The sequence below is a fragment of the Stenotrophomonas sp. STEN020 genome (assembly GCF_056760195.1).
In genome coordinates this window covers 199,253-222,025 of record NZ_JBRREI010000001.1, presented here as the reverse complement: position 1 = coordinate 222,025, position 22,773 = coordinate 199,253, and the positions used below count along the sequence as shown (strand labels likewise).

Genomic DNA, 22,773 nt, shown 5'->3' with positions numbered 1-22,773 from the left:
CCCATCGCCGCGCTAGAATCGGCCGGTAACCCACAATGAGATTTGCCATGCTGGATCAGGATGCCCTGCTGGCCCCGATTGACGGACACGCGGCGACCGGTGAAGACCTGTCGTTTTCGGCCGAATTCGATCGGATCATCGAAAACCGTCGCGCTGACGACCCCACCCTGGACCAGGGGGCGTGGCAGACCGACATCAAATATGCCGACTGGGGCAGCGTGCTGCGCGACTGCAACCAGTTGCTGCAGACCCGTACCAAGGACCTGCGACTGGCCGGCTGGTTATGCGAAGCAGCAACGCAGCAGGAAGGCTTCCCCGGTTTGGCTGCTGGCTTCCGGGTCACCGCCGGGCTGTGCGATCGCTATTGGGATGACGTGCATCCCGTAGCGCAGGACGGCGACTACGAAGAACGCATCGGCAACCTGAGCTGGCTGCTGACCAACACCTCGCAGTGGCTGCGTGCAATCCCCATCGCCGTCGCGCCACAGGGCCGCTTCAGTCTGGCCGATTTCGAGCATGCGCATGCCAGCAACGGCGACCATTCCGATGGCCGGCCAAGCCTCGACGTTCTTGAAGCAGCGCGACGCAGCACTTCGCACGATGTCTATCGGCAACTGGTTGCCGCCCTGCCCGACTGCAGCCAAGCGTTGGATGAGCTGCAGGCCGCCGTGGACAGCCGCCTGGGCATGGATGGCCCCAGCTTCAGCGCGGTACGCGAACAGCTGGACCACCTGCAGCGCACGGTCCGGCGCTTTGCCCGCGAAGCCGGCATGCTGCTTGATGGCGAAGTGGACGACCCCGCTGATGATGTTGGCGAAACGTTCAACGTGCCCGCAGCCGGTGCCGAGCCGACAGCGAGCAGCATCGCGCCCCGCGGCCCGGCAGGTGCCCCGACCAGTCGCAAGGAGGCCCTGGCACAGCTGCGTCAGGTGGCCGAATTCTTCCGCCGCACCGAGCCGCACAGCCCTGTCGCCTATCTGGCCGAGAAGGCCGCAAGCTGGGGCGAGATGCCGCTGCATGTGTGGCTGAAGCGCGTCATCAAGGACCACACAACACTCGAGCAGATGGAAGAAATGCTCGATGTCAAAAACGAAAACGACGGGCTTTAAGCCCGTCGTTTCCTTGCAGAACTGACAAAGCGCAGCTACTGGATCTTGAACTCGATACGACGGTTGCGTGCGCGGCCGTCATTGCTGGTGTTGTCCGCCACCGGCTCGTCCGGACCCTTGCCCAGCACATCCATATGCGTGCTCGGGATGCCCTTGGACATCATGTAGCTCTTCACCGCCGCAGCACGCGCATGGCTCAAGGACAAATTGGATTCGCGTTGGCCAACGTTGTCGGTATGACCAATGATCAGGAAGCGGCTATCCGGCATCTGCGCCATCTTCGCGACCATCTCGTCGAGGATGCTCATGCCGAACGGCGTCAACCTGGCGCTGCCGCTCTGGAACTCGATGATGCGGTTGGCCAACGTCTGATCCAGAACGCCTTGCTGTGAGCCTACCTTCAGGGCATTGCTGACCGTATAGCTGGTGTTGCTGGCCAGGCTGAGATCACTGGCCACCTGCTGGCGCAGCGCTTCATTGGCCACCTCGCCCGTGACCCGCACAGATTGGCCGTTGACCTCGAGCTTGCCGGGAGAAACCCGCTTGAGCCCGGAATTGATCATGCCGGCAACATAGTCGCCCCAATTGGGCGGCGTGGCGATACTCTCGACCTGGATGCGATCAACCACACGCTCTGCGCCGTAAACCGCGCGCAGATTATTGAGCAACTTGGCCTTGGTAGCCTGATCCGGCACCACGCCTTCGATCACCACCGGTCGCTCGGCAGCTGCAGGCGATGCCCCGGCTGCAGGCGCAGCGGTCTGCGCCAAGGCCGGCATGGCCACACACAACAACGCGGCGATAAAGCTAACTTTGAACAAATGCATCGTCAGGTTCCCAGGAAGGTCTCGCCGAACAGCCGACGCGCAGTGACCAATGCAAGGTCATCGCGTTCGAGGAAGCTGCCGAAGCGGTTCAAGTTGTAGTCGCCGTGCAGGTAGTCATCCACCCACTCCGAGTGCTGCAGGTGAATCAGATAGTCGCCGGCTTCGGACGGATCCAAGGCCGCGCGCAGCACCATGCGATCCGCGCCATTGAAGCCGATCACCATGTTCGGCTTGGCATCGTTGCGGATCAGCACCGCCAGCTCGAAGTCACCGCGGCTGACGAAGCTGGACACCAGGTCCAGCCAGAACGCGGCCACCAGCGGCCGGTAGGCCGGGTCGCGCACCAGCGGCAGCACCAATGCCTTGTCGATATTCACCTCGCCACCGCTCAACACGGGCTGCAACAGCAGGCCCAATGCCGGCAGCATCTGCCGCAACGAAACCTCGCCATGCCCCGCCTCACGCAGGCGTTGTTCGAAGCTGGCGATGGTGGTGCCTTCGAGGAAGTCCTGGAAGCTGGCGTTGTAGTCGGCAGGGTCGGTGCTGATGCTGAAACGCGCATCAGCCAACTGGCTCAGCGCCTGCGTCGCGTCGGCATCCTCGTTGGCCTGCCGCGCCAGGCGGGCCAGCCCCGACCACGCGTTGGACAACGCCAAGGGGCTGCGGCCGATGAACGGCAGTGGCTCAGGTGCCTCCAGCCGCAATGCTGACAGCAGCGGGAAGCGGCGTTCAGAGGCATCACGGCTGGCCAGGAAGTGGCCACACACAAGCATCTTGCTACGCGAACCGAGGAAGGCGTAATTGATCTCTGGCGCCTCATCGTACCGTTGCTTCCAATCTGGACTTTGGCTCAGCAGTTCCAACGATTCGCCGGCCCAGCGATCAAGCCAGCCAAGCAACTGGTGGTTGTCGGCGGCGCGCACGAAGTCACCGCGCGACGGGACTTTTCCGAAGTACGAAACTCCGGCACTGACGACGCGGCTCATCGTGCACCTCCCGCAGCCTGCTGTGGCGCGGCTGGCGCGCTCGCAGGCGACTGCCCTTCCGGTGCAACCGGAGCAGCAGCGGCAACTGGTGCACCACCAGCCACCCGCTCTGGAAGCTGCAGACCGCGCTGCCAATCGGCGCCATCAGAACCCGTGCCAGCACGTCGCACCACGCGCATTTCCACAGTCACGGCAACACCGCTGCCTTCCCAGGTGATACGGCTGGAATCATCAAGGCGTTCGTACTGGCCTTCGGACATCAGGCGCTTGAAGCCATTCGAGCCCGGTGCATTGAACACTTCCACCGTGCGGCCATCACCCGTAACCGCCGAAATTTTCACGCCAGGAATCTGGCCCGCGTTCGGGTATTGCATGGTGGTCCACTGCGGCGGCGTATTGCGGTAACGCAGCTGCTGGCCGTCGATCTCGATGGTGTACTCAACGGCACCAGTTGCAGGCGACGGTAGCAACTCGAAGATCGTCGTGTCCTGTGCAGCGCCTGCAGCCGCGCCACTTACCCAATTGCCATAGTTGGCGACCAGTTCGGAAGACAGGTTGATACCGATGCCTGCCCAACGACGCGCCTCAAGCAAGGGACCGCGCTGGATGACCAGCGCACCCATCGCATCCTTGTTAAAGGTAGCGATGCTACCGCTGGCACCGAAGATGGCAGCGATATCGCTGGCCGCAGCATCCACATCCGAGTTCAGGTTGAACGGATACTGCTGACCAATGCGCGCCTTGAACGGATCGTAGACCTGGGCCTTCCAGCTCTTGTTGACCTCGTCCTCGGTCGGCGGCACCAGAGCTGCAAAGGTCTGCGTCAACGGACGCAGCAGCAACGGCCGCAATGCCTCGCGTTGCTTCTCGTCCAACCCGTTCAACACCTGCTCGTCGACCAGCGCCAAGGCCACGCTCAACTCGGAGCCTTCATTGCTGAAGGTGTCCTGCATCAGCTTGCGTGCGCCAACGCCCACGTCGCCTTGCGACTTGATGGCGTTCAAGCGTGCCCGCAGCTTGCCCAACGTATCAAAGTAGGCCGCGATCACCGCCGGCTGATCACCGCGCGGCATTGTGAGCCGCGCGATGCCTTCAAACGCCTTGCCAATCGGTCCCACCGGCGCGGCAGCGGCCGCCGCCGCCGGGTCCTTGCGCAGGATGGTGCGCTGGAACCAGGCCACGAAGCCCTTGCCGGACTTGCTGGAACGCGCCTGTGCAGGCGGGTTGTCCCAGATGGTTTCCTCGTTGATCTTCTCAAGCAAGGTACGCAGCGGCGAGTTGCTGGCATCACCAAGACGGTCGATGCGCGCCGTGGCCTCGTCGAAGGTGTTGAACTCGGCAACACTCAAGCCGGCAACGAACTTGCCCCACTCGCGCGCGTACTCCTGCTTGTACATCGTCACCAGTTCACGCGACACGTGTTCCGGGCTGCCGGCCAGCGACAGGTCGCTTTGTTCGGTCGTGCCCAACACCCAGTCGGTGGTGCTCAGCTGGGTATTGGCCGCTTCCTTGATCGCGTCCTGAACATAGTCTTCCCAGGCCTTGCGGCTGAAGGCGCCGGAGATGGCATAGCTGCCATTGATCAGGCGCGCATTGCGCTCCTCGCCCACCAGGCCATCCACCGTCACTGTGCCAAAGCGCGCGCCAGCACGCGCCTTGATCTGCGCGAACACGCGCTCCATCGCCGGCGCGCCCTTCATCACCTGCGACAAGGCCTGGCGCGAATCGGTAACCAGCGTCACCTTGTTCTGCACCTGCGGCCAGCCCGGTTTGCCGGCCTGCGCCACATAGAAGGTCATCAGCTTCTCAGCAGCCCGCACCATTTCCTCGCGGCTCATCTGGCCACGGTTGGCTTCCAGCCAGTTGCGCCAGAACAGCGTCAGTTGCTGCGACAGATGTGCGCCTTCCACGTACTTGGGATTGCCCAGCATCAAGTAGGTCTTGAGCGCGTTGTAGGCGTCGTTGGTGCTGGTCGGCGATGCGTTCTGGTACAGCGTCTCGCTCTCCGCAGCCCCAGCGTTGGACTGGCCGAGCTTGTCGCGTTCGGCAACCACCTGCCCAAGATAGTTCTCGAGGTTGGAAACGGTGGGCGCCAGCATTACCTGCTGCATGCCGTGGTTGTACTCGCGCAGCAGCTTGTCGCGGATCGCGTCGCCCTGGTACAGGCCGAGGCTGGTGGTGATGCCGCCTTCCTTCTTGTAGCGGTCCAGCTGTTCCATGCGGTCCTGCAACAGCAGCAGCGCATCGACGCGGGACTTCAGATCCATGCGGTCCTTCTGCACGCGCACGGCCTGATCCAGATCCTTGGTAGCATTGGCCACCAGCTGCGCATTGGTGGTGTAGGACCAGGTCCACAGGCCAAGCCCAAGCGCGAGCACACCTACTGCCCCCAAGAACACGCCGTAGCGCAGGCGGTTCTGGTGCGGGCTTGCGTACTGCCGCACCAGATCGCGGTCGGCAAAGATGACCTTGCGGAACAGGTCCTTCAGGAAGAAGGCGGTCTGCCCACTTGGTGCTTCGTCCACGTTCGAACCGCGTTGCAGGCCAAACTGCCTGCCCACGCGCTCGGACGCATGGTGGACCGAGCGACCTTCCTGCAGCGCACTGCTGAAGTAGAAGCCACGGAACACCGGCTTGAACTGATAGGGGTTGTCTTCAAACAGCGTGGCGATGAAGGTGCGCAGCGCGGGTTTGATGCCAACAAACTCCAGCGGCAAGGACAACAGGCCCGGCGATACTTCGCGCCCGCGCTGCATCGCCATGTGGGTCAGGCTCATTTCCTTGATGCCGTCGGCCAGCTCGTCAAAATGCTTGTCGAAGGCCGTCAGTGCATCACCCTGCTGCTGCACATCCGCCGGCAGCGTGGCGCCCCAGACGTTCTCGCGTTCGCCCGGATCCAGATTGCCAAAGAATTCACTGAAACCGGCAATCAGGTCGGCCTTGGTGAACAACACATACACCGGCGCGAACACTTCCAGCTGCTCGGTGACTTCCTGCACACGCTGGCGCAGGTTCTTGGCCAGCTCCATCGCGAACTCGGGCTTGCTGCCAGACAACTCGGCGATGCTGACCGCGATGATGACGCCATTTATAGGCGCGCGCGGACGGTTCTTCTTCAGCAGCCCGAGGAACGTCAGCCACTCCATGCGGTCTTCGGTACTCACCGAATAACGGCCGGCCGTATCCAGCACGATGCCGTTGGTGGTGAAGTACCAATCGCAGTTGCGGGTACCGCCGATGCCCTGGATGACGTTGCTGCGGTTGTCTTCGAACGGGAACTGCAGCCCGGAATTGAGGATCGCCGTGCTCTTGCCCGCTGCCGGGTTGCCGATGATCACGTACCAAGGCAACTCATACAGCGCAGCTTTGCCTTTGAGCATGCCCATCCGCGAGGACTTGATCTGCTTCACCGCATCCAGCATGCGCTTGCGCAAGGCTTCGGTATCAGCACGCTGCGACGGTTGCGCGTTGGCCACGGCCTTGTCGGCCTCGCCCTGCACCATCGCCTCCACACGCCGCGCCGCGCGCCGCGCCATGATCCGCTTGATGATCCAGACGATCAGCGCAATGACCAACAGCGCTGCAAGCACGATCGCCGCCCAAATCCCGATCTGCCTGGCCTCGGCCTCACCGTATTTGGCCAGACCGGCGGCGCCGATAAGACCAATCACCATCCACAAGCGATAGTCGCGCAGGTAGTAGCTGAAATTGCTCAAACTCATGCAAGGAATCCAGGGTTCAGGAGACTGCCGGCATTGCAACCGCCAGCGTCGGGGAAGGAAGCGGCTCTACGAGACCAAACAAACGTTGCTGCGCGTCGGCAACGCCAAGCAACACAACCGCCTCGGACTGACGCTGCAACTGCGCATGAGCCAAGGCCAATTGGGCGAACGGCAACACCGGGCCGAGCTCACCTGAGCACACCGTCAGGGCAAGGCTCTGTGAGCTGAAATCAAGATCAGGATTGATCGCAGCCGTGACCGCTGCTGTATCGACCAGGGATTCGGGGCGCCGATCAGAATCATGCAGCACGAACTGCACCCGTTCCGCATCAGCAAGCAAGGGATGCAACCACTGAGTTGCCGCAGTGGCAAGCTGACGACGGAGCTCTGCAGGACGCGCGCCGTGAACCGGCTCCAGGCGCTCGAACTGCGGCCGCCAGAACCGAGCAGCGTCCTCGCCTGCGAGCTGGCTGCTTGCGAGCAGCACACCAGCGGCTCCCTCACCCGGCACATGGCCGTCGGCGTGTTGCGCGGTTGCCAGCAGGCCGCGCGCCAGCCAGGTGTTGATGACTGCCGCATCTATCGCGGAATAGCAGGAAGCGATCAAGTGCCAGCGTGGCGTGCCCGAACTCAAGGCATCCACGACGCGCTGCAGATGTGGCCACACATCGCCGGACCGCTCGAACACGCTGATGCGCACATCGAATAGTCGCGCATCCAAGCCTGCCTGCAGTGCTTGTTCTTGCAGCCATGCCTGCGCCCAGTGACGCAGACCATCCGACCAGGTCGGCGAAACAACCAGCTCGATGCTGAGAATATTCTCAACCCGGTCTTCTTCGCGCCGACGCAGGCCAGCAATCACAACTTCTTCACCACCAACGATTGCCGGCATCGCGCCATAAGCCGCATCCAGCAACTGTTCGAGAACGGGCTGCAGCAACGCCATCGCGCGCCGCTCATGGGTAGCGGTATCAATCGTCCCTTCGCGTTCGGACAACACCGTCCACTCGTCAAGGCCAGCGACGGCACTGACACGAATCGGAAGATTGTTCGCGTCGCGAAAGCGAGTGTCCAACTGCGGCCGCGGCAACGCCGAGGCGGCAGCCAACACCGCGTTCGCGTCTTTGCTCGCAGGCAGGTGAACGCTTCCTGCGGTGATTGCCACCGAGCAAACATGCGTGTTGTTGGACTCGACTGCTGCAGCAGGTGCGGCCTCTTCGGCATTCGCGCTTGCTGCAACCGCCTTGTCAACGTCACGTGAAAGCATGCCGCGCAGCATGTAGCCCGCACCGCTCAACCCCACCGGCAATACGCCGAGGTAGGCCAGCATCTGCATGCCATTGGGGGTGGTGCCACTGCTACGCCAGTACATGATGGCCGCCGCCCAGGTGGCGACAAAAACCATCATTACGCTCACCGCGTTCTTCAACCATCCTGCCATCAGTCGCTGTGCTCCATGCGCTGCTCCTGTACCGCGTGTTGCGCTCAGCCCAACCCAGTGCTGCTCTGTGTGGCCATCAACGTGGCCCCACATGCAGTGCGATCTCCGTCACGTGCTACAGGCTGCCCGTCGATTACGACGGTAGCGTCACCACTGATGATTGACGTTGCCCCGTGCACCGCGCAGATGGCACGGTCCCCGATGCGGGAAACTGGTTTGCCGTTCACGTCTGTCTGGCCAGTGCCAGACACCACGCTACCGCCATGACTTAACTTGTCGCCGACAACGATAAACGGTCGTGCCATGCATCACACTCCTTGATTCGCCGTGACCCGGTCTTTCCATCGCCCCTGTCCAACGGCGACCCGAGTCATCACCGGCGTACGATACCAGCACTTGTTCGCGCTTATAAGCCTTGGCGTCGCAGTTCATCACGCTTTGCGTTGCGTGCCACCTTGCATCGCGCCGTGGCTTCTACGTGCACGTAGTCCTTGATGCTGCGCCAGTTGCCGCCCCAATCCAGACCTGCCTGTTCAGCAAGCTCGCCGTACAAAAAATAACCGCGCCTGGTCCACGGATCTTCCATGTCCCATTGCAGACGTCCGTCACGAATTGGCGCACTGTCCACACCCAGGCCATATTGGTGACAGCTCTGCCAGGCACCGGCGCGCGTCGCCTTGCCGCCCGCCATCAACTCCGCCTGCCGCTCGGGGCTGCGGTAGCCTTCGATCAACACCATCTCGTAACCATACTGGCGGCGCATCACTTCGTAGATAGCCAGAACGCGTTGCTGCAGATCCGGATCAATCTGGTTCCATTTGCGATCAGCAGTGACTATCTCTGGTCGCAGGCGGCGAATTTCTGTGGTCGTGAACACTTCCGGCGGCGGCGCAGGCGGCGGCGTCAGACGCTCGCCACGTAGCAACTGCGCAACCATGGAGCCGGACTCGGCAAGATCATCACCGCGGAAATCAGACAGCACCACTGTCTGTCGTGACATCAGAATTATCACCGGAGGAATACACAGCAAGCCTATTGCGATGGCCAGCACGGGCCAGTGACGACGCAGCGTGCCACGTACATTCACAACCTCTTCACGAACCCCGCTGCGCACACGCGCAGCACCTGCGCCAGCGTGATCGCCTGCACGTCCCGCCCTTTGTCGCACTGCAACCCAACGCTCCCGCAGACGCGCCAACACCGGTCCCAACGACTCAGGGAACAACAGGCCCCAGCAAAGCAACGCAACAAGCAGCAACAGCACAATGGCTACAACGACAATTACAGTCACCGGTCCTCCATGACGACAATGCAGGTTGACGCATCGAGAGGCTTACTCTACAAATGCGCGTATTCGTTTCGGCACTAGCCGACTCAAACCAAGGGCTGGAAGCACTTGAATAATGGCGGAATAAATCGGCCGAGTCTGCTCTCAGGGGGAGCGCAGAACAACGGCCCGGCACCGAACACGGGCCGCATTCTCGCAGACATGGAAGGTCGACAGGTTGCCGCATCATCGCGCGCCACCAAAGACCACTCCCCCCAAAGCCGGCGCGTCTGGTTGTGGGTTGGTGCGGGTTGCGCACTGCTGTTTGCATTCACAAGCGCAACACTGTGGTGGCTCTCAGGCAGCACCACGCAGGACGATGCCGAGTACTCGTTGAACCCTGACGCAGTTCCAGATTCGTCTGCAACTTCTGTCACCGGACACCCCGACGCACCCGCAGCTGCAGGCAGCAATGGCGCCGCGATGATTGTTGATGCACCGGACACCACGGACGCCAACAGCCGCAATGCAGCCTCGCCGGCGCAGGCGTTGCCTGCGACAGCAAGTACAAGTTCAAGTGCAACGGTTGCAACCCCTGCAAGAGAAACGCGTGCGCAGCGCGCACCAGCAGCTGCACGCACTGCTGCTGGCAGCAGGACGCAGGATGAAAACCTGCTCGGCACGCTGCTGGGCATCATCAAGGAAGAAGAAAGCAAGAAGAAGAAAGCTGCTGCAGCGCCACAGCCTCAGACCATGGACGATCTGATCGCGAAGATCGAAGCAGACGACAAGAAGCGTGCCGATGACGAACGCGTCGCGTTCGAGCAGGTGGCAACACGGAAGACTGCTTCAACCGAATCGACCATCCAGACCCAACTGCGCGCATGCCCTGGTGCGAACACCACCAAGGGGCTGGAATGTCGCGCGAAGATCTGTGCAGGGGTGCGTGGAAGGGATCCGGCTTGTCCTGCTATGTGATGGCGTGTGTGCTGCGCCTGGGCATCGACGGGAAGTCAGCAATTCCCGAACGACGCTGACTCAGCCATCGGGAGGCTCTGCACTGCTTCTCAACGAGCCCGCCTAGGCGGGCTTTTTCTTAAGCGAAGCAGGCATCGAACTACAAGGAGCCTGTACCGCCCCTTCCGCGCTTCCGCTCACGATGAAGCTGCCTCATTCTCGCCACTACGTCCGGGCGCTCACCAAACTGGTCGATGTATTCAGGCTCTTCCCAACGCCCCTCGTCATTTGGATCAAATCTACTCTCCGCAACGGTCGCGGGCGAAAAATGGGGCGTCGCACATGTTGCAATAACCAACCAACGAGTTAGCGCCAATACCCCATACCAAGGAAACAGGAAGTGTCTTAAGGGAAACAACGACCTGCCAAGCAAGAAGCAGGTCCAGCGATATGAGTTCCTAAAGCTGTTCTTCATGGACAGCGTAATGATCTTATCCGACTCGTGAGCAACAGCATAATCGGGCCCGCCGTCCATGTACCTATTAATAAATTCCCAACGACCACGAACTCGCGAAGGATCATCAGTGAAAGTCCCTACAGTAAACGTATCTACGATCGTCCTATTTTTATCTAAAATATGGCAACGAAGGTCGCACAACTCCTTGTTTTGATTGCCCCAACCCACAAAGAAGAAGAGACGTTCACTTCCCCAGGAAACAACAACCTCGCCATTCGCGCCGTTATTCCTAAAAATATGAACCCTCTTCGTCAGCCTATTGAATCTAATCGGATAATAACGGCATGCAAATAAGTCGTGTCGAAGCACCAGGCTCCAAAAAAAATATACCAACCCGCTCGCCAGCAATAGAAATAGAACCACAACCGTGAACTCGGTCAATGTTGGATTCACCGGAAAGACCAAAAACACAGCACAAATAGCAACAACGGCAATGAAAAGGCTAAGAGCACCTGCGGCGAATGTCGGGATGAAACCTTTCATTGAAAATGTTCGATCCACGAAGTCCGCATATGTCGAGTTAATGGATATCAGTGATGCGGAGTCATCTGGATGGAAATCATCGCTTACCCCCTGAGCAAGATGCTCTTTCCTTTCGACATTGAGTATCCCTCTCTCAGTCTCAAATTTTGGATACCAACCTGTCAACATATCAACTCACTCCATATGCACGCAGATACCCATCCGTCGCTTGCATAACTACGAATACAGTATTGAAATTTACGAACCTCGACCAGCTATAGGAAGACCGCAATCGATTACAGAATCTCCAATTAACAATACTGCTTCTGATACCGATTAATAGCGAAAATAGAAAGGACCGAGCGCTGGCGGATCATCCGGCCGAATAGAAATCATAGTCTTCTTGCGCAAATTTATTTCCTCAGGGTTCTTCCAACCAACCGAAGTGAAAACAATCTCCGCCATCTTCACAAACGGAAGATACTTCCTGGAAACACTCCAACCGATTAGTGAAAAAATAGCTGTACCTCCTAGTATCACAAAACCAATAGTAACCATCAACATGGCGACCTCACCTCCGCCACCTATAGCCCAAAAGAACGTCAACATTACAACGGTGACAATCGCTACAACCAATGACATCCACAGCAAGCCCCTGATTGTTGTCTTAACATGCGCCGATCGACCGGACACAACGTGAGGAAAAAGAGCGATGATCCGGTCACGTGGACGAAGCACGGCGAATGCCCGCATGTAACCATCGGCCTCTTCCGCCACCACTTCAACCTCATCCCCTTCCTGAAACGGGTTCGCCCATAAAATCGCACGCACTGCCTCATCGCCCAACTGAAAAGTCAGCGCAAAAGCCTCCTCGCGCATCTCTTCCATAGACATAGCCACCATCCCAGCAGCTAGCCCGCTCAATCCGACAGCGGCTGCCAGAGTTCCGGCAAGCGCATTGCGCTTTTGCAACTCCTCCCCCTGGAACGCGTCAACCGTTGTTACTTCAACTTCAAGGTTGCGCATGGTGCCAACCAGAACTCGTACCGATGACGCCGCTTCAGTGTTCATCTTTATCCTCCACCCACATCCCCGCCCTGCTGATCGAAATGCAGCGCGCAACCAGAACTTGCGCCGGAAGGATTGCTAGTTTCCAAGTGATTCCTTATCTACGGCTTCCGGCCAGATGACAGCAGGCGAGAATCGCATCGCAAAATAATGCGCAGCCCCCATCGGCAAAAATAGCCAGAATGTCAACAGCAGAAACGGCAAATTAAAAGACCAATCACCTGCCGTCATTCGACTCCGCACTTTCTCTCCATCTTTGGTTGGGTCAAACATACGCATATAGTGGAACAAGCTGCGCCGAAATGTTACGTCTTGATCTCTAGGCTCGCAGGCAGGAACACCCGACACGCCGGACTCCATGTATTCAACACAATAATCCCAAGCATCATGCATCTCTTTGGTGGTTGGCCAATTACCCATCAACTGAAAACATCCACCCACATCAGAGCGCCCTCGATCTATTAACCAAAGGGAAAACCTCTGCATATAGACCTTGCCAGTGAATCCCTTATAACAATATATCTTGGCATCAACATCACTCCAGTCGAAAATCTTTACAGTCACAGGCCACTCCCTAAATGGATTCAAGCTATAGGAATGCTCATAAACATAGATTTTCTTAAGAGCTCTATTAAAACGAACTGGCCGATCACTCGAAGTACCAAGATCCGTTTTGAATAACAGAAAAACAATCCAAGATGCACCCATCAATAAAACTGGTAAAACAAAAACAACAGCAATAACTTCGCTATCCAACGGGAAAGCAATTTTTATAAGCAACGAAAAACAAGCGAAGAAACCAAAAAGACCTAAGATTGCGAACAATAAAGAGCCGCCCCGCATAATTATCGAAGACCTTGATATCTCCAAAACAACGTCGTCGATTCTGTTAACCAACTCGGTCGGCAATTTCGAATTTCTTATATACCCAGCACAACTTCCTACCAAATCCTCGACGCAGCGCCCCAGGATCAAATTCGAGCCAACCTCTCCGGAAACCATCAATCCTCGTCCTTTACTTCAAGAGTAGCCCGTGCATCATCATCGGAAAAATCTGGCCAGCAGAGGGGCCAGGCTTACTGCTGGTCCTTGCGAACGGAAGTGGTGTGGGGATCCAGCGAATCGCCAGATCAGGATTTTTATGATCCGAAAGCCCTCACTATTGCTATGGATCGGCAGCCAAAGTTCGTACTCCTTGCTGTACTCATGGGCGATGCTTCAACCGGATCAACTGGTCAATCGCGCTTTGGTCCAGCGCTTGGCCGCCAGCCTCAGCGACGATTTCTGCTGGAAATTCTGGTACTCGAGATAGATCCGTTGCGCGCATTTTGTCGCCTGGCTGCAGCGGTGGGCCGTCTTCTTCCATGTACTGCCGGATGTGCTCCCATAACGCTAACTGCGTGCTGTCGAAACCATTGGATTGAACACCCAGTTGGATCAGCTGCTCCACTTCGTTCGCGGCGCCTTGACGAATAGCAAGCAGGCCGAGTTCAAAACCCTCCGATGCAAGATTCGCGCCTCGGAAGTAGATATAGTTGTAGATACGCGCTCGAATCTGATCATCCCATCTGTATGCTATAGGTGTGCCGTGAGAGCCGTTCTTCCAGAATCTAAAAAAGCCTCCATTTAGATACGGAAGAATATAAACCAACTTTGTTTTTTTGTTAAAGAGCACTGGATCATCCAGCGAGTTCTTTGTCGCTAGGCGCCAAAAATAGGTCCCGAAGCAGAAAAGAAAATATGACGGAAACCCAAAAAAAGCCAGCGTGAACAGCAGATCAACTGTTATAGGGATCTCGACCTCCACCAGCGCCATCAATAACAGAACAAAAAAAACGACCCCAACTGACCACATAAAATAAGCGGAGAATTTCGACCAGCCAACACTCTTAGCGTATTCGCCACGAACGGTACCAACTTCTAAGCCATCAGGATGTACCCGCAATATGGCATCAAATGCAACAGGGTCAACACCAATCGACTCCGAATGGATCGAAGGAATAACACGGTAGGGAGCGCGTCTCGCATGTGCGTTCTCTCGATAAAGCTCTGAACTGAACGCCAACTCAGCCTCCACCCTACCCCAAACTGCAACTGTTGTTTCCTTCAATGCCATTATCAACCTCTGCAGCCCACCGATTTCCCATCAGAATCATAATTGACTCTTGGCGAGCCGATTCGCTGGACGGGCCCGGCGAGCAGTTCGTTCTAGGAGAATTTGCTCTCGCTCATCAGGGGTCTCTTTGGCGCTAGCTTGCCCGGAAACGCTCAAGAATGCCTGGCTCAAGTTTACGGGAAGGCGACATCGGCTCCAAAGTTGCGAAACTGCTATGCCCCAACATCATCAAAACAGTTCTAGTTGATCGCCACAACTGCACTATCGGCCCCAAATATCAACATAACCAACTTCAGCGCTATTGCACCCCACAACACTCCGCCAGACATCATTGAAACCCAATAGAGAAACTTCTCCGCAGGTTGCAATCGCGATGGTGCTTTGATCTTGTCCTGAAGCGATGCCGGCATTGGCTCCGCAGTGCCACCGCGCGCTTTCCTAATCTCGCTTTTATCAAATCGCAGAACACGACCGGTGCGCGTACCTGCAATTGTTAACATTACCAAAGGCCAGAAAATTGCCGTCCAGAGGGGAGTAAGCACCCACATCCAACGACGGGACGCTTCAGAGCGTTCATCCCAACGCGGGACACCAATCCAGCCGTTAAAGAAACCGTAGCGGTATGCGTCCCAGAACTTAGGGCGGACACCTGGAATCAGGTGTATATCGGGCAAGTTTTCCCAGTCACCCTCCATATAGCTCGCAAAGAACTCATATGTGGCCAAGCAATCGTATAAACCCAGTGCGTTCTGCAACAAAATTTGCCGGCGGGCACTGCGTCCGTCTTCAGTAGGCTCAATTAAATGAACATTACAGGACGTTGATGCGCCCACAGAACTTACGCTCGTCACAGGTTCAATGTAGGGTCTAAGACGTTCCCAATCGGCCTCAACACGAGCACTGCCCTGCAACTGAACAACCTTACGCTCTTTACGAAGCGCTAATAGCGGAAAGCCAACCACCTGCCGCCTCAACGATTTGATGACTGCAACATTTCCAGCACCAAAGAGGAGAAACCCCAGCACGCAAACCGTCGTTATAAACCAGTCTCCGCTCCCCTCTCCAATAATCGCCAAGAAGATCCAATTACCAAAGAACAACATCGTTATCGAAAGCAAGACCACCAGGAGAATATGAAATCCATTAGCCGCACCACTTGCTGTCCCTGCAGGATTCAATATCGCAAAATCTTCATTAATCTCTAGGACGAGATCAAAAGACCTACCGTACCGCCCCTTTAATGGCAGCGGATACATCGCGCTCCGCCCCTTAACAGACATCCATCCTTTTCCGCCGATTTCAACCCGCTCCGCTGGCCGAGCCAGTTTGCGTTCCTCCGAAATCATACAGAATCCGCCGCAGTAATCATCTTCCTCAGTCCATCTGGAGCTGGAACAATAAAATCAGGCCGACCGTCAATCTCTGGCATATACTTAATATTAATGGCAACTACAGACAACATATCACGAGAATACCCAACCATCCATCTCACCCCACCTTTTTGCGTAATGGTATATGTCGGAGATGTAGTCGGCGCACTTAAGCCGGTAGTATTTACAAACTTCCCAGCAGACATCTGACTTGGATCATTCATTCCAGCTCCAGACCTGTCTGATATTTTTCTATTCTCCGAAACGGTGTAAACAGCTCCGTCCTTCATACGGAAAGAGAGCCCGTAAACAAGCCCCCCCAGCCCATCAGACAAATCCGGAATGTCCACCTCGACAACAATTGTACCGAAGCCAAATTTACCTTTCCGCCATTGCATGCGCAGCTCCATCGGTATCTCAAACAACCGTTCAAATGCCAATAACTCATCGCTCGAACTACCGAATGCCGGATTAGTTCCGAGACAACTCGAACGCAGCCAAGTTTGCAGCGGATTATCTCGCCAGCTCTCACCGATGAAAATGGAAGCGACACCTAAAACCGCAAGGCCCAACGCCAGCGCACCCCAAGCAAAAGGCCCCAATCCCAGAACAAGTCCAGCGCTGGATAATGCTGCCGCGCCCCCTCCCACGGCAGCCACTCCGCTCACAGTCAGGAATGCGCCTCCAATGAAAGTGGCACGCCCGGAGTCAACATCTCCAGCCTCGGAACGGTTGTAGCCTTCTACCATCGTGACGATTCCACCAACCACACCGGACACCCCACCAACTAGCCCGCCAATTCCCGCAATTCGCGCCGGAGTTAGCGCCAAAATCAACCTCTTGTCTGCAGACGCACCGGACAGCAAATAGCCCGCCGCGATCACCTCAATGAAGGCCCCTGCAACTCCGAGAGTCGAGCTCATCACTTTCGCCCAAGTCTCAGCATCTGGCTTCTTTTCCAGATCCTTATAGGACGCGACGAGTGCCGTCATCTGGATAGCACCTATCCAAGCAGAGAAGGCACCATTTGCGCCACCATTCCTCGCAACCTTCATTGCACCGCTTAACCAGTTTCCGGATGGCGCGCGCTGCAACGACCGGAGAGCTGCCGGAACAACTACAGCGTCTGCAGCGCCCAGCGAACCCAGGCGAGCACGATTCCTCGCAGATGCCGCGGCAATCCTTGCGTTCTCCGCTTCCGCCTGCCTGAACGCTTCGAATTCAGCACTCATCTCTTCAAGGCCTTGCTCCATAGCAACTGCCAGCGTACTTCTCTGTGGCCCAGGACCGTTCTTCAGTCGCTTGGCTTCTGCCTTCCGATCACGCCGCGCTTCTTGGCGGCGTTGCTGCCTGCTTGCTTCTCGCGCCCCTTCAGCAGACATCATTGCGACGTCCGGGGGATTTCCAAATCGAATACGCAGCAGTGGGATCTTCTTTCGCCCGGCCTCCCCAAGCTCGCTGGCGTAATCCCCCAGTTTCACCTTGGCAACGCGCCGCCCCTCTGTATCAATGAATATCTGATTTCGATTTTCAATTGATGTTCCCCAGGCCACCTCGTTGTTCTCTCGAACGAGCGATGCCAACGTCTTTTCTTCGTAGAATGGCAATGCGGTAGTACGGTGCCAAACCGCTCCCAATAAAACGAATACTCTAAGCTCGCCAAACGCTTTTCCGGCAGCTTTACCAACCAGAGCTTGCAGAGAGAGCGTCAACTGCATTATTGCTTCGCTAAGGGGAAGTGTTGCCCTGAACAGCGGATCCACGCCCTTGAGATACCCAGCAGCCCCTGGCGCGAAAGCCAGCGAATCGCGGTTTGAGAGATTCAGGGCAGCAGCCATCTTTTCGTGAGCATTTATCCATTCATCAACAACGCCGTACGCAGACTTAAAACTGCCCAAGACGTCGGAACCCTGATTCTCGGACAAAAAAGACAAAAGATCCTTCTGCCCAGCCAAGAGCGCGCGATACCATAGATTTCTGGATACATCCTTAGCCATCAACTCCTGTGCGAGATTCGCCCCCTGCTCTGTAGCGTCAAGGCCACAAAGAATAGTACTCAGCTGACTCACCATATCTACAGTGCTGCGAACATCATTGCTGTCAAAGTCACATTCTGTAGCCGCCTCAAAGTTGGTGGATTTGCACCACCTCTGAACATCATCAACCAGTATCAAGTGTTTTCCGCGCAGCGTGCCCATTTCACTCTTATAATTTCTTTCGAAATCCGCGATGCGGGATGCGTCCAACTTGTCCTTGTAATTAAGCTCCCAGTCACTACCTTCTTCCAGCTTACCGCGAGCATCTTTGCTTTTAACCCAGCTCTTCCCAAGCTCATCGACGAGCGCCTTGACCTTGCGTTCCCTTGCATATTTGGCGTCAATCGCATCAATTCTCAGCTTAGTTATTTTCTCGAGATGGCGAATCTCTTGAGCAATCCCAATAGGATCATCCAAGTAAACCGCCACCCCGCCCAGCCCACCAGAACAGGCGCCCTTGACTCGTTTTCCGAGCGCAACGGGGCTGTCCTTCAATTTCACCGGAGGTGTAACGCTGTACTCGAATGGCTCGATTTTTCCCGAAAACTCAGGAACTTTCGACTTTAGATTGGAGCCATCAAGCTTAATTCCCAGCGCCTTATCTGTCGCACTCTCATCTTTCGCCATAGCCAGTAGCGCTGGGACGTCATGCATCTGAAAGCGCACGCCCATAAGTGTAACCGTTCTTTCGCACTCATCTCTGGGCGCCTGCCCTTTCAATATAAGCGATCGAAATTCGTCAAGCTTATTCGGTGTATATAGAGTGCTTGCGTAAGAAAGCCATATTTTCTTGGCATTCTCTGGGCGGTCCACACTGAACATCGAAGATCGCGTTAGATGATCGCCACGACCACATTGGTACTCCTCGATCCTTGGGCTTGTCTTAGCTGGAAATTCCCAAAGTGAGCCCTCACGACCGACAAAAAAAACTCTCCATGTACCTCCATCACGCTCGTCAAGCACATGTAGATAGCCACCACTGAGTGGCCTAAGCAGAAGTTCACCGGCCATTTTGTCAAAGCTTGTTTTTGACAAATCCGCTCTTGTGCCGTGATCCGAACGACCATCCCAATATGCGTAGGAGAACCTCAGCGGCAAAATAGGAAAACCGCGCTTATCACAACGTTGGCAGTCACCGAAAGCACCAGCATTGGAGTTTGTATTGCGCGCCGCATTGGCAATCTGTGCACCATCAGCCATAACGAAGTCCTTGTCGTTCTTTCAACCCAAGCTGCCAGTCGCCAGCCGATATTCCCTTCCATACATCTGCATCAGCGTGCGCGGCTGCATCTGCGTACGGCCGCTTCATCTCGCGTGCATCATTCAGCCAGACTGAAACAATCGGATGTAACTCGATACGCTCATGAACCAAGCATCGATGCAGAATGAAGGCCACACAATCCGCTTGCTGATGCGGCTGCAATCCAACTGCTGCAGCAACACGGGCGGCATCGTAGATCCTCTCGATCTCGACGATATCATCGGTAAGCGATGGCCACGTATTGATCACAGCGTTTATTGTCTTTAGCCAATCAAGACGTTCCAAAGAGGACTCTTCAGGATAGCGAATGCTCTCCGTCTCGCTGACGGGCAGCTTCTGAAGCCTCCCTGACGCATCCAGAAAAGACCAAGAGGTAGGACCTGAGATGCAGAAATCTTTACTTACAAAGGATACCAAGTGCTGGGAGACTCTTGGGTCATAGAACCTGAAAAGCCAAGTCCTGACTCCAACCGACTGCAACATTTGCTTTGACATTCGGGACTGCAAATCTCCCACCTCAAGATCACTACCAATCCAGGCACACACCGGGTAAGGAGCCTGAGGGTCCGATAGCTGTGACCAAGCTATTTCGAAAGTCCAATCAAAGATTCCACCAACTTCGTTGTTCAATGGGACCAAGAACGGACAAGCATCCTTCGGCAAATTCAGTTTCCGAGGTGCCACAAGAACCTCGCTATAACTATCGCCAACCTTCGTGTACGACCTATCCCAAGGCACACCCGACGTTGGATCAACAAATAAATAGCTATGCTTAGCCTTGAACAATCGCTCACGAAGGGATGTTAACGCGTCCCACTTCAAACCTTCATCGTCAGAGAGGGACCTAGAGAGCGACACGTCCAGCCCCTCCTCTGGTTGCATCCTTGAACTTTTCGAGGCACCCACTGAAAGGTGCCTGCTTTGACTCGACCGCAGCATCCACCGCCTGGGGCCCCACCCAATCCCTCTGGCTAGCCTTGAACTCAATCTTTCCAGGCGCCCCCAGCTCGATGTTGTCACCTTCAATCCGAATGTAGGCACCAGCCGCAGTGGCCAGCAGATGCTTGCTCGGCGCCGCCATTTCAATATTGGCGTCGGTGCTGGCAATGCGGACATTGGTCTTCGCAGCGATCGTGGCCTGGTTCTTGTGCGCGCGTGCGCTTACCTTGCCTTGTGCTGCGTGCAGGGCAATGCCGCGCTCCTGATTGGGGCTGTCTTTCCTGCCCTCGCTGCCCACGGTGTAGAGCACCAGACCTTGTGCGACTGCCAGGCTCAGCGAGCCCTGCGTCATCCAGTTCAATGCGACACCGCTGCTCAGCAAGGTGTGGGTACCGCTTACCCATGCTTGATCGGCCGGGGTCAGGCTCATCACGCCGGCTACGCCGCTGCCGAGCAATACGGGCGCGCTCCAGCCGGGTGCTTCGCCGTCGCCGCCATTGATGCTGCCTGCGCTGCTGCCGCTATGCGTTGCTTTCAGCTGTTCCTGCAGTTCGGTCAGGGTTTGATCGATGGGCAGTTCGGCGGGATCTTTGGGCAGCTGCGCGGTTTGATCAGTTGCGGAGTCGGCCAGGCTCTTGAGCAGGTCGTGGCCTTGCTGCAGCTGTGCGATGGCTTGTGGTGCTGCCATCTGCGGCGTGCCTTCCTCCGTTGTCAGCAGCAGGCCGCGACCGGCGCGCAGGCTGCCGTGTGCTTGGGTTGAAAGCTCGACGCCGAAACCGCGCTCGCCTTCGCGCACGTTGTCTTCGCCACCTTTCAGGTGGCCGAGGGTCAAGGTGGTGTCGTGCTGCGTTGTCGACAGCTGGGCGCGGCCCTGCCCCGGCGTGTCGTCGAAGCGTAGCTGCTGATAGCCGCCTGTGCCGCTTTGGCTTTCTGCCAGTGCCTGGCTCTTGAAGCCGGTATACACGGCGGAGTGATCGTTGCCTTCGAACCATGCGGCGGCATTGCCAGTGGCGTTCGCGCCACCGCTGTTCAACTTGTTGTGCTGTGCGTCCTGTTGGCCGCGGCCGTTATAGAGCGCGCCAACAATCACCGGGCGATCGATATCGCCTTCCAGGAACGCGACCAACACTTCCTGGCCGCGCCGCGGCAGCACTACGCCACCCCAGTTGTCGCCGGCCCACGGGGTCATGACGCGCACCCAGGTCCAGGCGTTACCGCTGGCGGGCGCGTTGTCGTCGCCGGCCGGGTGCGCCAAGCCGTTGCTGGCATTGCCGCCTCGCTGCCACGGGAACTGCACTTTGATGCGGTGGTCGCGGTCAGACAGCAAGGGATCGCCATCACTGACCACAACCGCACTCAAGGTGCCGATCACGCTGGGGCGCGGGTGCAGGTGTACGCCATGCCCGTCTTCAGTCTGCGGGCGGTAGATGACCTCGGCCGGAATCACCGCGAACTGGTTGTCGTAGAAACCTGTGTTGATGTCATTACGGCCTGCACCATTACGGATGCCGGCCAATGCCGTTGGCAGCTCCAGTGCGCGCTGGTTGATCGGGCCAAGCGTCTGCTCGAGTGCATCGAATACGTCAGCATCCAGGTTATTGCGGGCCTGGTGTCGTACCGAGATACAGAGGAATGCGGCGTCCTCTGCCACCTGCGGGTGCTGTGACAGGGCGAGCTTGGCGCCCGGCGCAAGTGCACGCCACTGGCCGCCGCCTTCAATCAGGTGCGAGCGCACGCGCAGTGCATCCAGATGCTGTTGCGCGCGACGTTGCCCGCGCGCATTGTCCTGCCAGCCATAAGGCCCGCTGGTGTCCTGGTCAACCACACCGAGGTCGGCACCCTGCTCTGCTTCGGCGCTTGCCTGGCGACGCTCAAGGCTGCGGTAATCCCAGGTTGCCCGCTCCACCTTCGGCGTGCACCAGCTGCGGGCTTCCTGCCACTGCTGGATGGCATCGCTGCGTTCGCTTTCATTGCTGCGATGGAAGCGAACGCTGCCGAGATCGGTAACGTCATGCGCGTGATCGGCCAATACCAGGGTGTGCTTGCCGAAAGCCGCTGCATCCGGGTCGCCTTCATGCTCGAACCAATAGAAGATGCCTTCTTCGGCCAGCAGGCGCTGTACGAACGCTAGATCGCTCTCCTGGTACTGGGTGGTCAGGCTGCGCTTGGCGTACTGGCCAGCATCGGTAAGCACCCAGCGCCACTCGGGCGCCAAGCTACCGTAGTCGGCAAAGATGTCTTCGATGATCTCGACCACGGTCTTGTCGTGGAATACATAGCTGTCGACGCGCTGCGACAGAAACGCCAACCATGGCTGCAGGCGCAGGCGATAACGGGCGAGTCCGCCATTGCTGCCAATCCGTTCGACGGCGGTGATGCGTCCGTGCAATGGCCGGTGATTGCCATCGGCCTGCTGCAGCTGGAGCAAGGCAGGCTTGCCGATCAGCGGCTGCAATTGCAGGCCAGCATCAACGGATAGCGCGGTGATCGTCCATTGAAAGCCGATGCCGTCGATCTGCTCGACGCCATCCAGGGTTTCCGCAACCAGCACATCGATGCCCAGCGCGGTATGCAGCCGCAGGAAGCGCTGTGTCTGTGCGGGCTCGGCCAGGGCTGCCAATGCGTTGTTTACCAAATCCATGGTGTTGATCTGCCTTCATGGGCTGTAGTGCGCGCTACGGCCCGGACTGAAAAC

General features: G+C 57.2%; 16 protein-coding genes. 2 read left to right on the top strand and 14 right to left on the bottom strand.

Going from position 1 to position 22,773, the window contains the following annotated elements:
* Positions 1-47 precede the first annotated feature (47 nt).
* Positions 48-1,109 carry a type VI secretion system protein TssA gene (gene tssA / locus ACVOLZ_RS00860; protein WP_481514728.1) on the top strand — a complete coding sequence of 354 codons (1,062 nt, stop codon included), beginning with the start codon at positions 48-50 and terminating at the stop codon, positions 1,107-1,109.
* A gap of 35 nt (positions 1,110-1,144) precedes the next feature.
* Here tssA and ACVOLZ_RS00855 read toward each other — a convergent pair whose 3' ends face one another.
* From ACVOLZ_RS00855 to ACVOLZ_RS00830, 6 genes are all read right to left on the bottom strand, one after another.
* A complete protein-coding gene (locus tag ACVOLZ_RS00855; protein ID WP_481514727.1) occupies positions 1,145-1,936 on the bottom strand; it encodes an OmpA family protein in 792 nt (263 codons plus the stop codon).
* A 2-nt stretch (positions 1,937-1,938) separates the two neighbouring features.
* Positions 1,939-2,922 carry a type VI secretion system-associated protein TagF gene (gene tagF / locus ACVOLZ_RS00850; protein ID WP_481514726.1) on the bottom strand — a complete coding sequence of 328 codons (984 nt, stop codon included), beginning with the start codon at positions 2,920-2,922 and terminating at the stop codon, positions 1,939-1,941.
* On the bottom strand, positions 2,919-6,644 hold the full coding sequence (tssM, locus tag ACVOLZ_RS00845) for a type VI secretion system membrane subunit TssM (protein ID WP_481514725.1): 3,726 nt from the start codon (positions 6,642-6,644) through the stop codon (positions 2,919-2,921). Before tssM ends, tagF begins: the two co-directional genes overlap by 4 nt.
* 16 nt (positions 6,645-6,660) lie before the next feature.
* On the bottom strand, positions 6,661-8,085 hold the full coding sequence (locus ACVOLZ_RS00840; protein ID WP_481514724.1) for a hypothetical protein: 1,425 nt from the start codon (positions 8,083-8,085) through the stop codon (positions 6,661-6,663).
* 44 nt (positions 8,086-8,129) lie between these two features.
* Positions 8,130-8,390: a PAAR domain-containing protein gene (locus tag ACVOLZ_RS00835; protein WP_481514723.1), complete on the bottom strand. Its 261-nt coding sequence runs from the start codon at positions 8,388-8,390 to the stop codon at positions 8,130-8,132.
* Between the two features lie 101 nt (positions 8,391-8,491).
* Positions 8,492-9,376, bottom strand: a complete 885-nt coding sequence (locus ACVOLZ_RS00830) for a M15 family metallopeptidase (RefSeq protein WP_481514722.1) — start codon at positions 9,374-9,376, stop codon at positions 8,492-8,494.
* A 198-nt stretch (positions 9,377-9,574) separates the two neighbouring features.
* On the opposite strand from ACVOLZ_RS00830, the gene ACVOLZ_RS00825 reads away from it, so the two are divergent.
* Positions 9,575-10,330 carry a hypothetical protein gene (locus ACVOLZ_RS00825; protein WP_481514721.1) on the top strand — a complete coding sequence of 252 codons (756 nt, stop codon included), beginning with the start codon at positions 9,575-9,577 and terminating at the stop codon, positions 10,328-10,330.
* A 139-nt stretch (positions 10,331-10,469) separates the two neighbouring features.
* Here the strand turns inward: ACVOLZ_RS00825 and ACVOLZ_RS00820 are convergent, their stop codons facing one another.
* From ACVOLZ_RS00820 to ACVOLZ_RS00785, 8 genes are all read right to left on the bottom strand, one after another.
* A complete protein-coding gene (locus ACVOLZ_RS00820) occupies positions 10,470-11,477 on the bottom strand; it encodes a DUF6708 domain-containing protein (protein WP_481514720.1) in 1,008 nt (335 codons plus the stop codon).
* Positions 11,478-11,624: 147 nt separating this feature from the next.
* A complete protein-coding gene (locus ACVOLZ_RS00815) occupies positions 11,625-12,359 on the bottom strand; it encodes a putative type VI secretion system effector (protein WP_481514719.1) in 735 nt (244 codons plus the stop codon).
* 75 nt (positions 12,360-12,434) lie between these two features.
* Positions 12,435-13,358, bottom strand: a complete 924-nt coding sequence (locus tag ACVOLZ_RS00810) for a DUF6708 domain-containing protein (protein ID WP_481514718.1) — start codon at positions 13,356-13,358, stop codon at positions 12,435-12,437.
* A 202-nt stretch (positions 13,359-13,560) separates the two neighbouring features.
* The gene (locus tag ACVOLZ_RS00805; RefSeq protein ID WP_481514717.1) at positions 13,561-14,472 is read right to left on the bottom strand and encodes a DUF6708 domain-containing protein; all 912 of its coding nucleotides are present in this window, start codon (positions 14,470-14,472) and stop codon (positions 13,561-13,563) included.
* Between the two features lie 239 nt (positions 14,473-14,711).
* Positions 14,712-15,818: a hypothetical protein gene (locus ACVOLZ_RS00800; protein WP_481514716.1), complete on the bottom strand. Its 1,107-nt coding sequence runs from the start codon at positions 15,816-15,818 to the stop codon at positions 14,712-14,714.
* Complete coding sequence (locus ACVOLZ_RS00795) at positions 15,815-19,078, bottom strand: toxin VasX (protein ID WP_481514715.1); 3,264 nt, start codon at positions 19,076-19,078, stop codon at positions 15,815-15,817. The genes ACVOLZ_RS00800 and ACVOLZ_RS00795 overlap by 4 nt, the downstream gene beginning before the upstream one ends.
* Entirely contained in the window at positions 19,071-20,021 is a 951-nt protein-coding gene (locus ACVOLZ_RS00790; protein ID WP_481514714.1) for a DUF4123 domain-containing protein, read from the bottom strand. The genes ACVOLZ_RS00795 and ACVOLZ_RS00790 overlap by 8 nt, the downstream gene beginning before the upstream one ends.
* Positions 19,984-22,719, bottom strand: a complete 2,736-nt coding sequence (locus ACVOLZ_RS00785) for a type VI secretion system Vgr family protein (protein WP_481514713.1) — start codon at positions 22,717-22,719, stop codon at positions 19,984-19,986. The genes ACVOLZ_RS00790 and ACVOLZ_RS00785 overlap by 38 nt, the downstream gene beginning before the upstream one ends.
* Between the last annotated feature and the right edge of the window lie 54 nt (positions 22,720-22,773).

Excerpts from the sequence above, each read along its gene's own strand:
- ACVOLZ_RS00815 (WP_481514719.1), bottom strand. The coding sequence starts at position 12,359 with ATGAACACTGAAGCGGCGTCATCGGTACGAGTTCTGGTTGGCACCATG.
- ACVOLZ_RS00785 (WP_481514713.1), bottom strand. The coding sequence starts at position 22,719 with ATGGATTTGGTAAACAACGCATTGGCAGCCCTGGCCGAGCCCGCACAG.
- ACVOLZ_RS00795 (WP_481514715.1), bottom strand. The coding sequence starts at position 19,078 with ATGGCTGATGGTGCACAGATTGCCAATGCGGCGCGCAATACAAACTCC.
- tssA (WP_481514728.1), top strand. The coding sequence starts at position 48 with ATGCTGGATCAGGATGCCCTGCTGGCCCCGATTGACGGACACGCGGCG.
- tssM (WP_481514725.1), bottom strand. The coding sequence starts at position 6,644 with ATGAGTTTGAGCAATTTCAGCTACTACCTGCGCGACTATCGCTTGTGG.
- ACVOLZ_RS00810 (WP_481514718.1), bottom strand. The coding sequence starts at position 13,358 with ATGGTTTCCGGAGAGGTTGGCTCGAATTTGATCCTGGGGCGCTGCGTC.
- tagF (WP_481514726.1), bottom strand. The coding sequence starts at position 2,922 with ATGAGCCGCGTCGTCAGTGCCGGAGTTTCGTACTTCGGAAAAGTCCCG.
- ACVOLZ_RS00820 (WP_481514720.1), bottom strand. The coding sequence starts at position 11,477 with ATGTTGACAGGTTGGTATCCAAAATTTGAGACTGAGAGAGGGATACTC.
- ACVOLZ_RS00800 (WP_481514716.1), bottom strand. The coding sequence starts at position 15,818 with ATGATTTCGGAGGAACGCAAACTGGCTCGGCCAGCGGAGCGGGTTGAA.
- ACVOLZ_RS00805 (WP_481514717.1), bottom strand. The coding sequence starts at position 14,472 with ATGGCATTGAAGGAAACAACAGTTGCAGTTTGGGGTAGGGTGGAGGCT.
- ACVOLZ_RS00790 (WP_481514714.1), bottom strand. The coding sequence starts at position 20,021 with ATGCAACCAGAGGAGGGGCTGGACGTGTCGCTCTCTAGGTCCCTCTCT.
- ACVOLZ_RS00825 (WP_481514721.1), top strand. The coding sequence starts at position 9,575 with ATGGAAGGTCGACAGGTTGCCGCATCATCGCGCGCCACCAAAGACCAC.
- ACVOLZ_RS00835 (WP_481514723.1), bottom strand. The coding sequence starts at position 8,390 with ATGGCACGACCGTTTATCGTTGTCGGCGACAAGTTAAGTCATGGCGGT.
- ACVOLZ_RS00855 (WP_481514727.1), bottom strand. The coding sequence starts at position 1,936 with ATGCATTTGTTCAAAGTTAGCTTTATCGCCGCGTTGTTGTGTGTGGCC.
- ACVOLZ_RS00840 (WP_481514724.1), bottom strand. The coding sequence starts at position 8,085 with ATGGCAGGATGGTTGAAGAACGCGGTGAGCGTAATGATGGTTTTTGTC.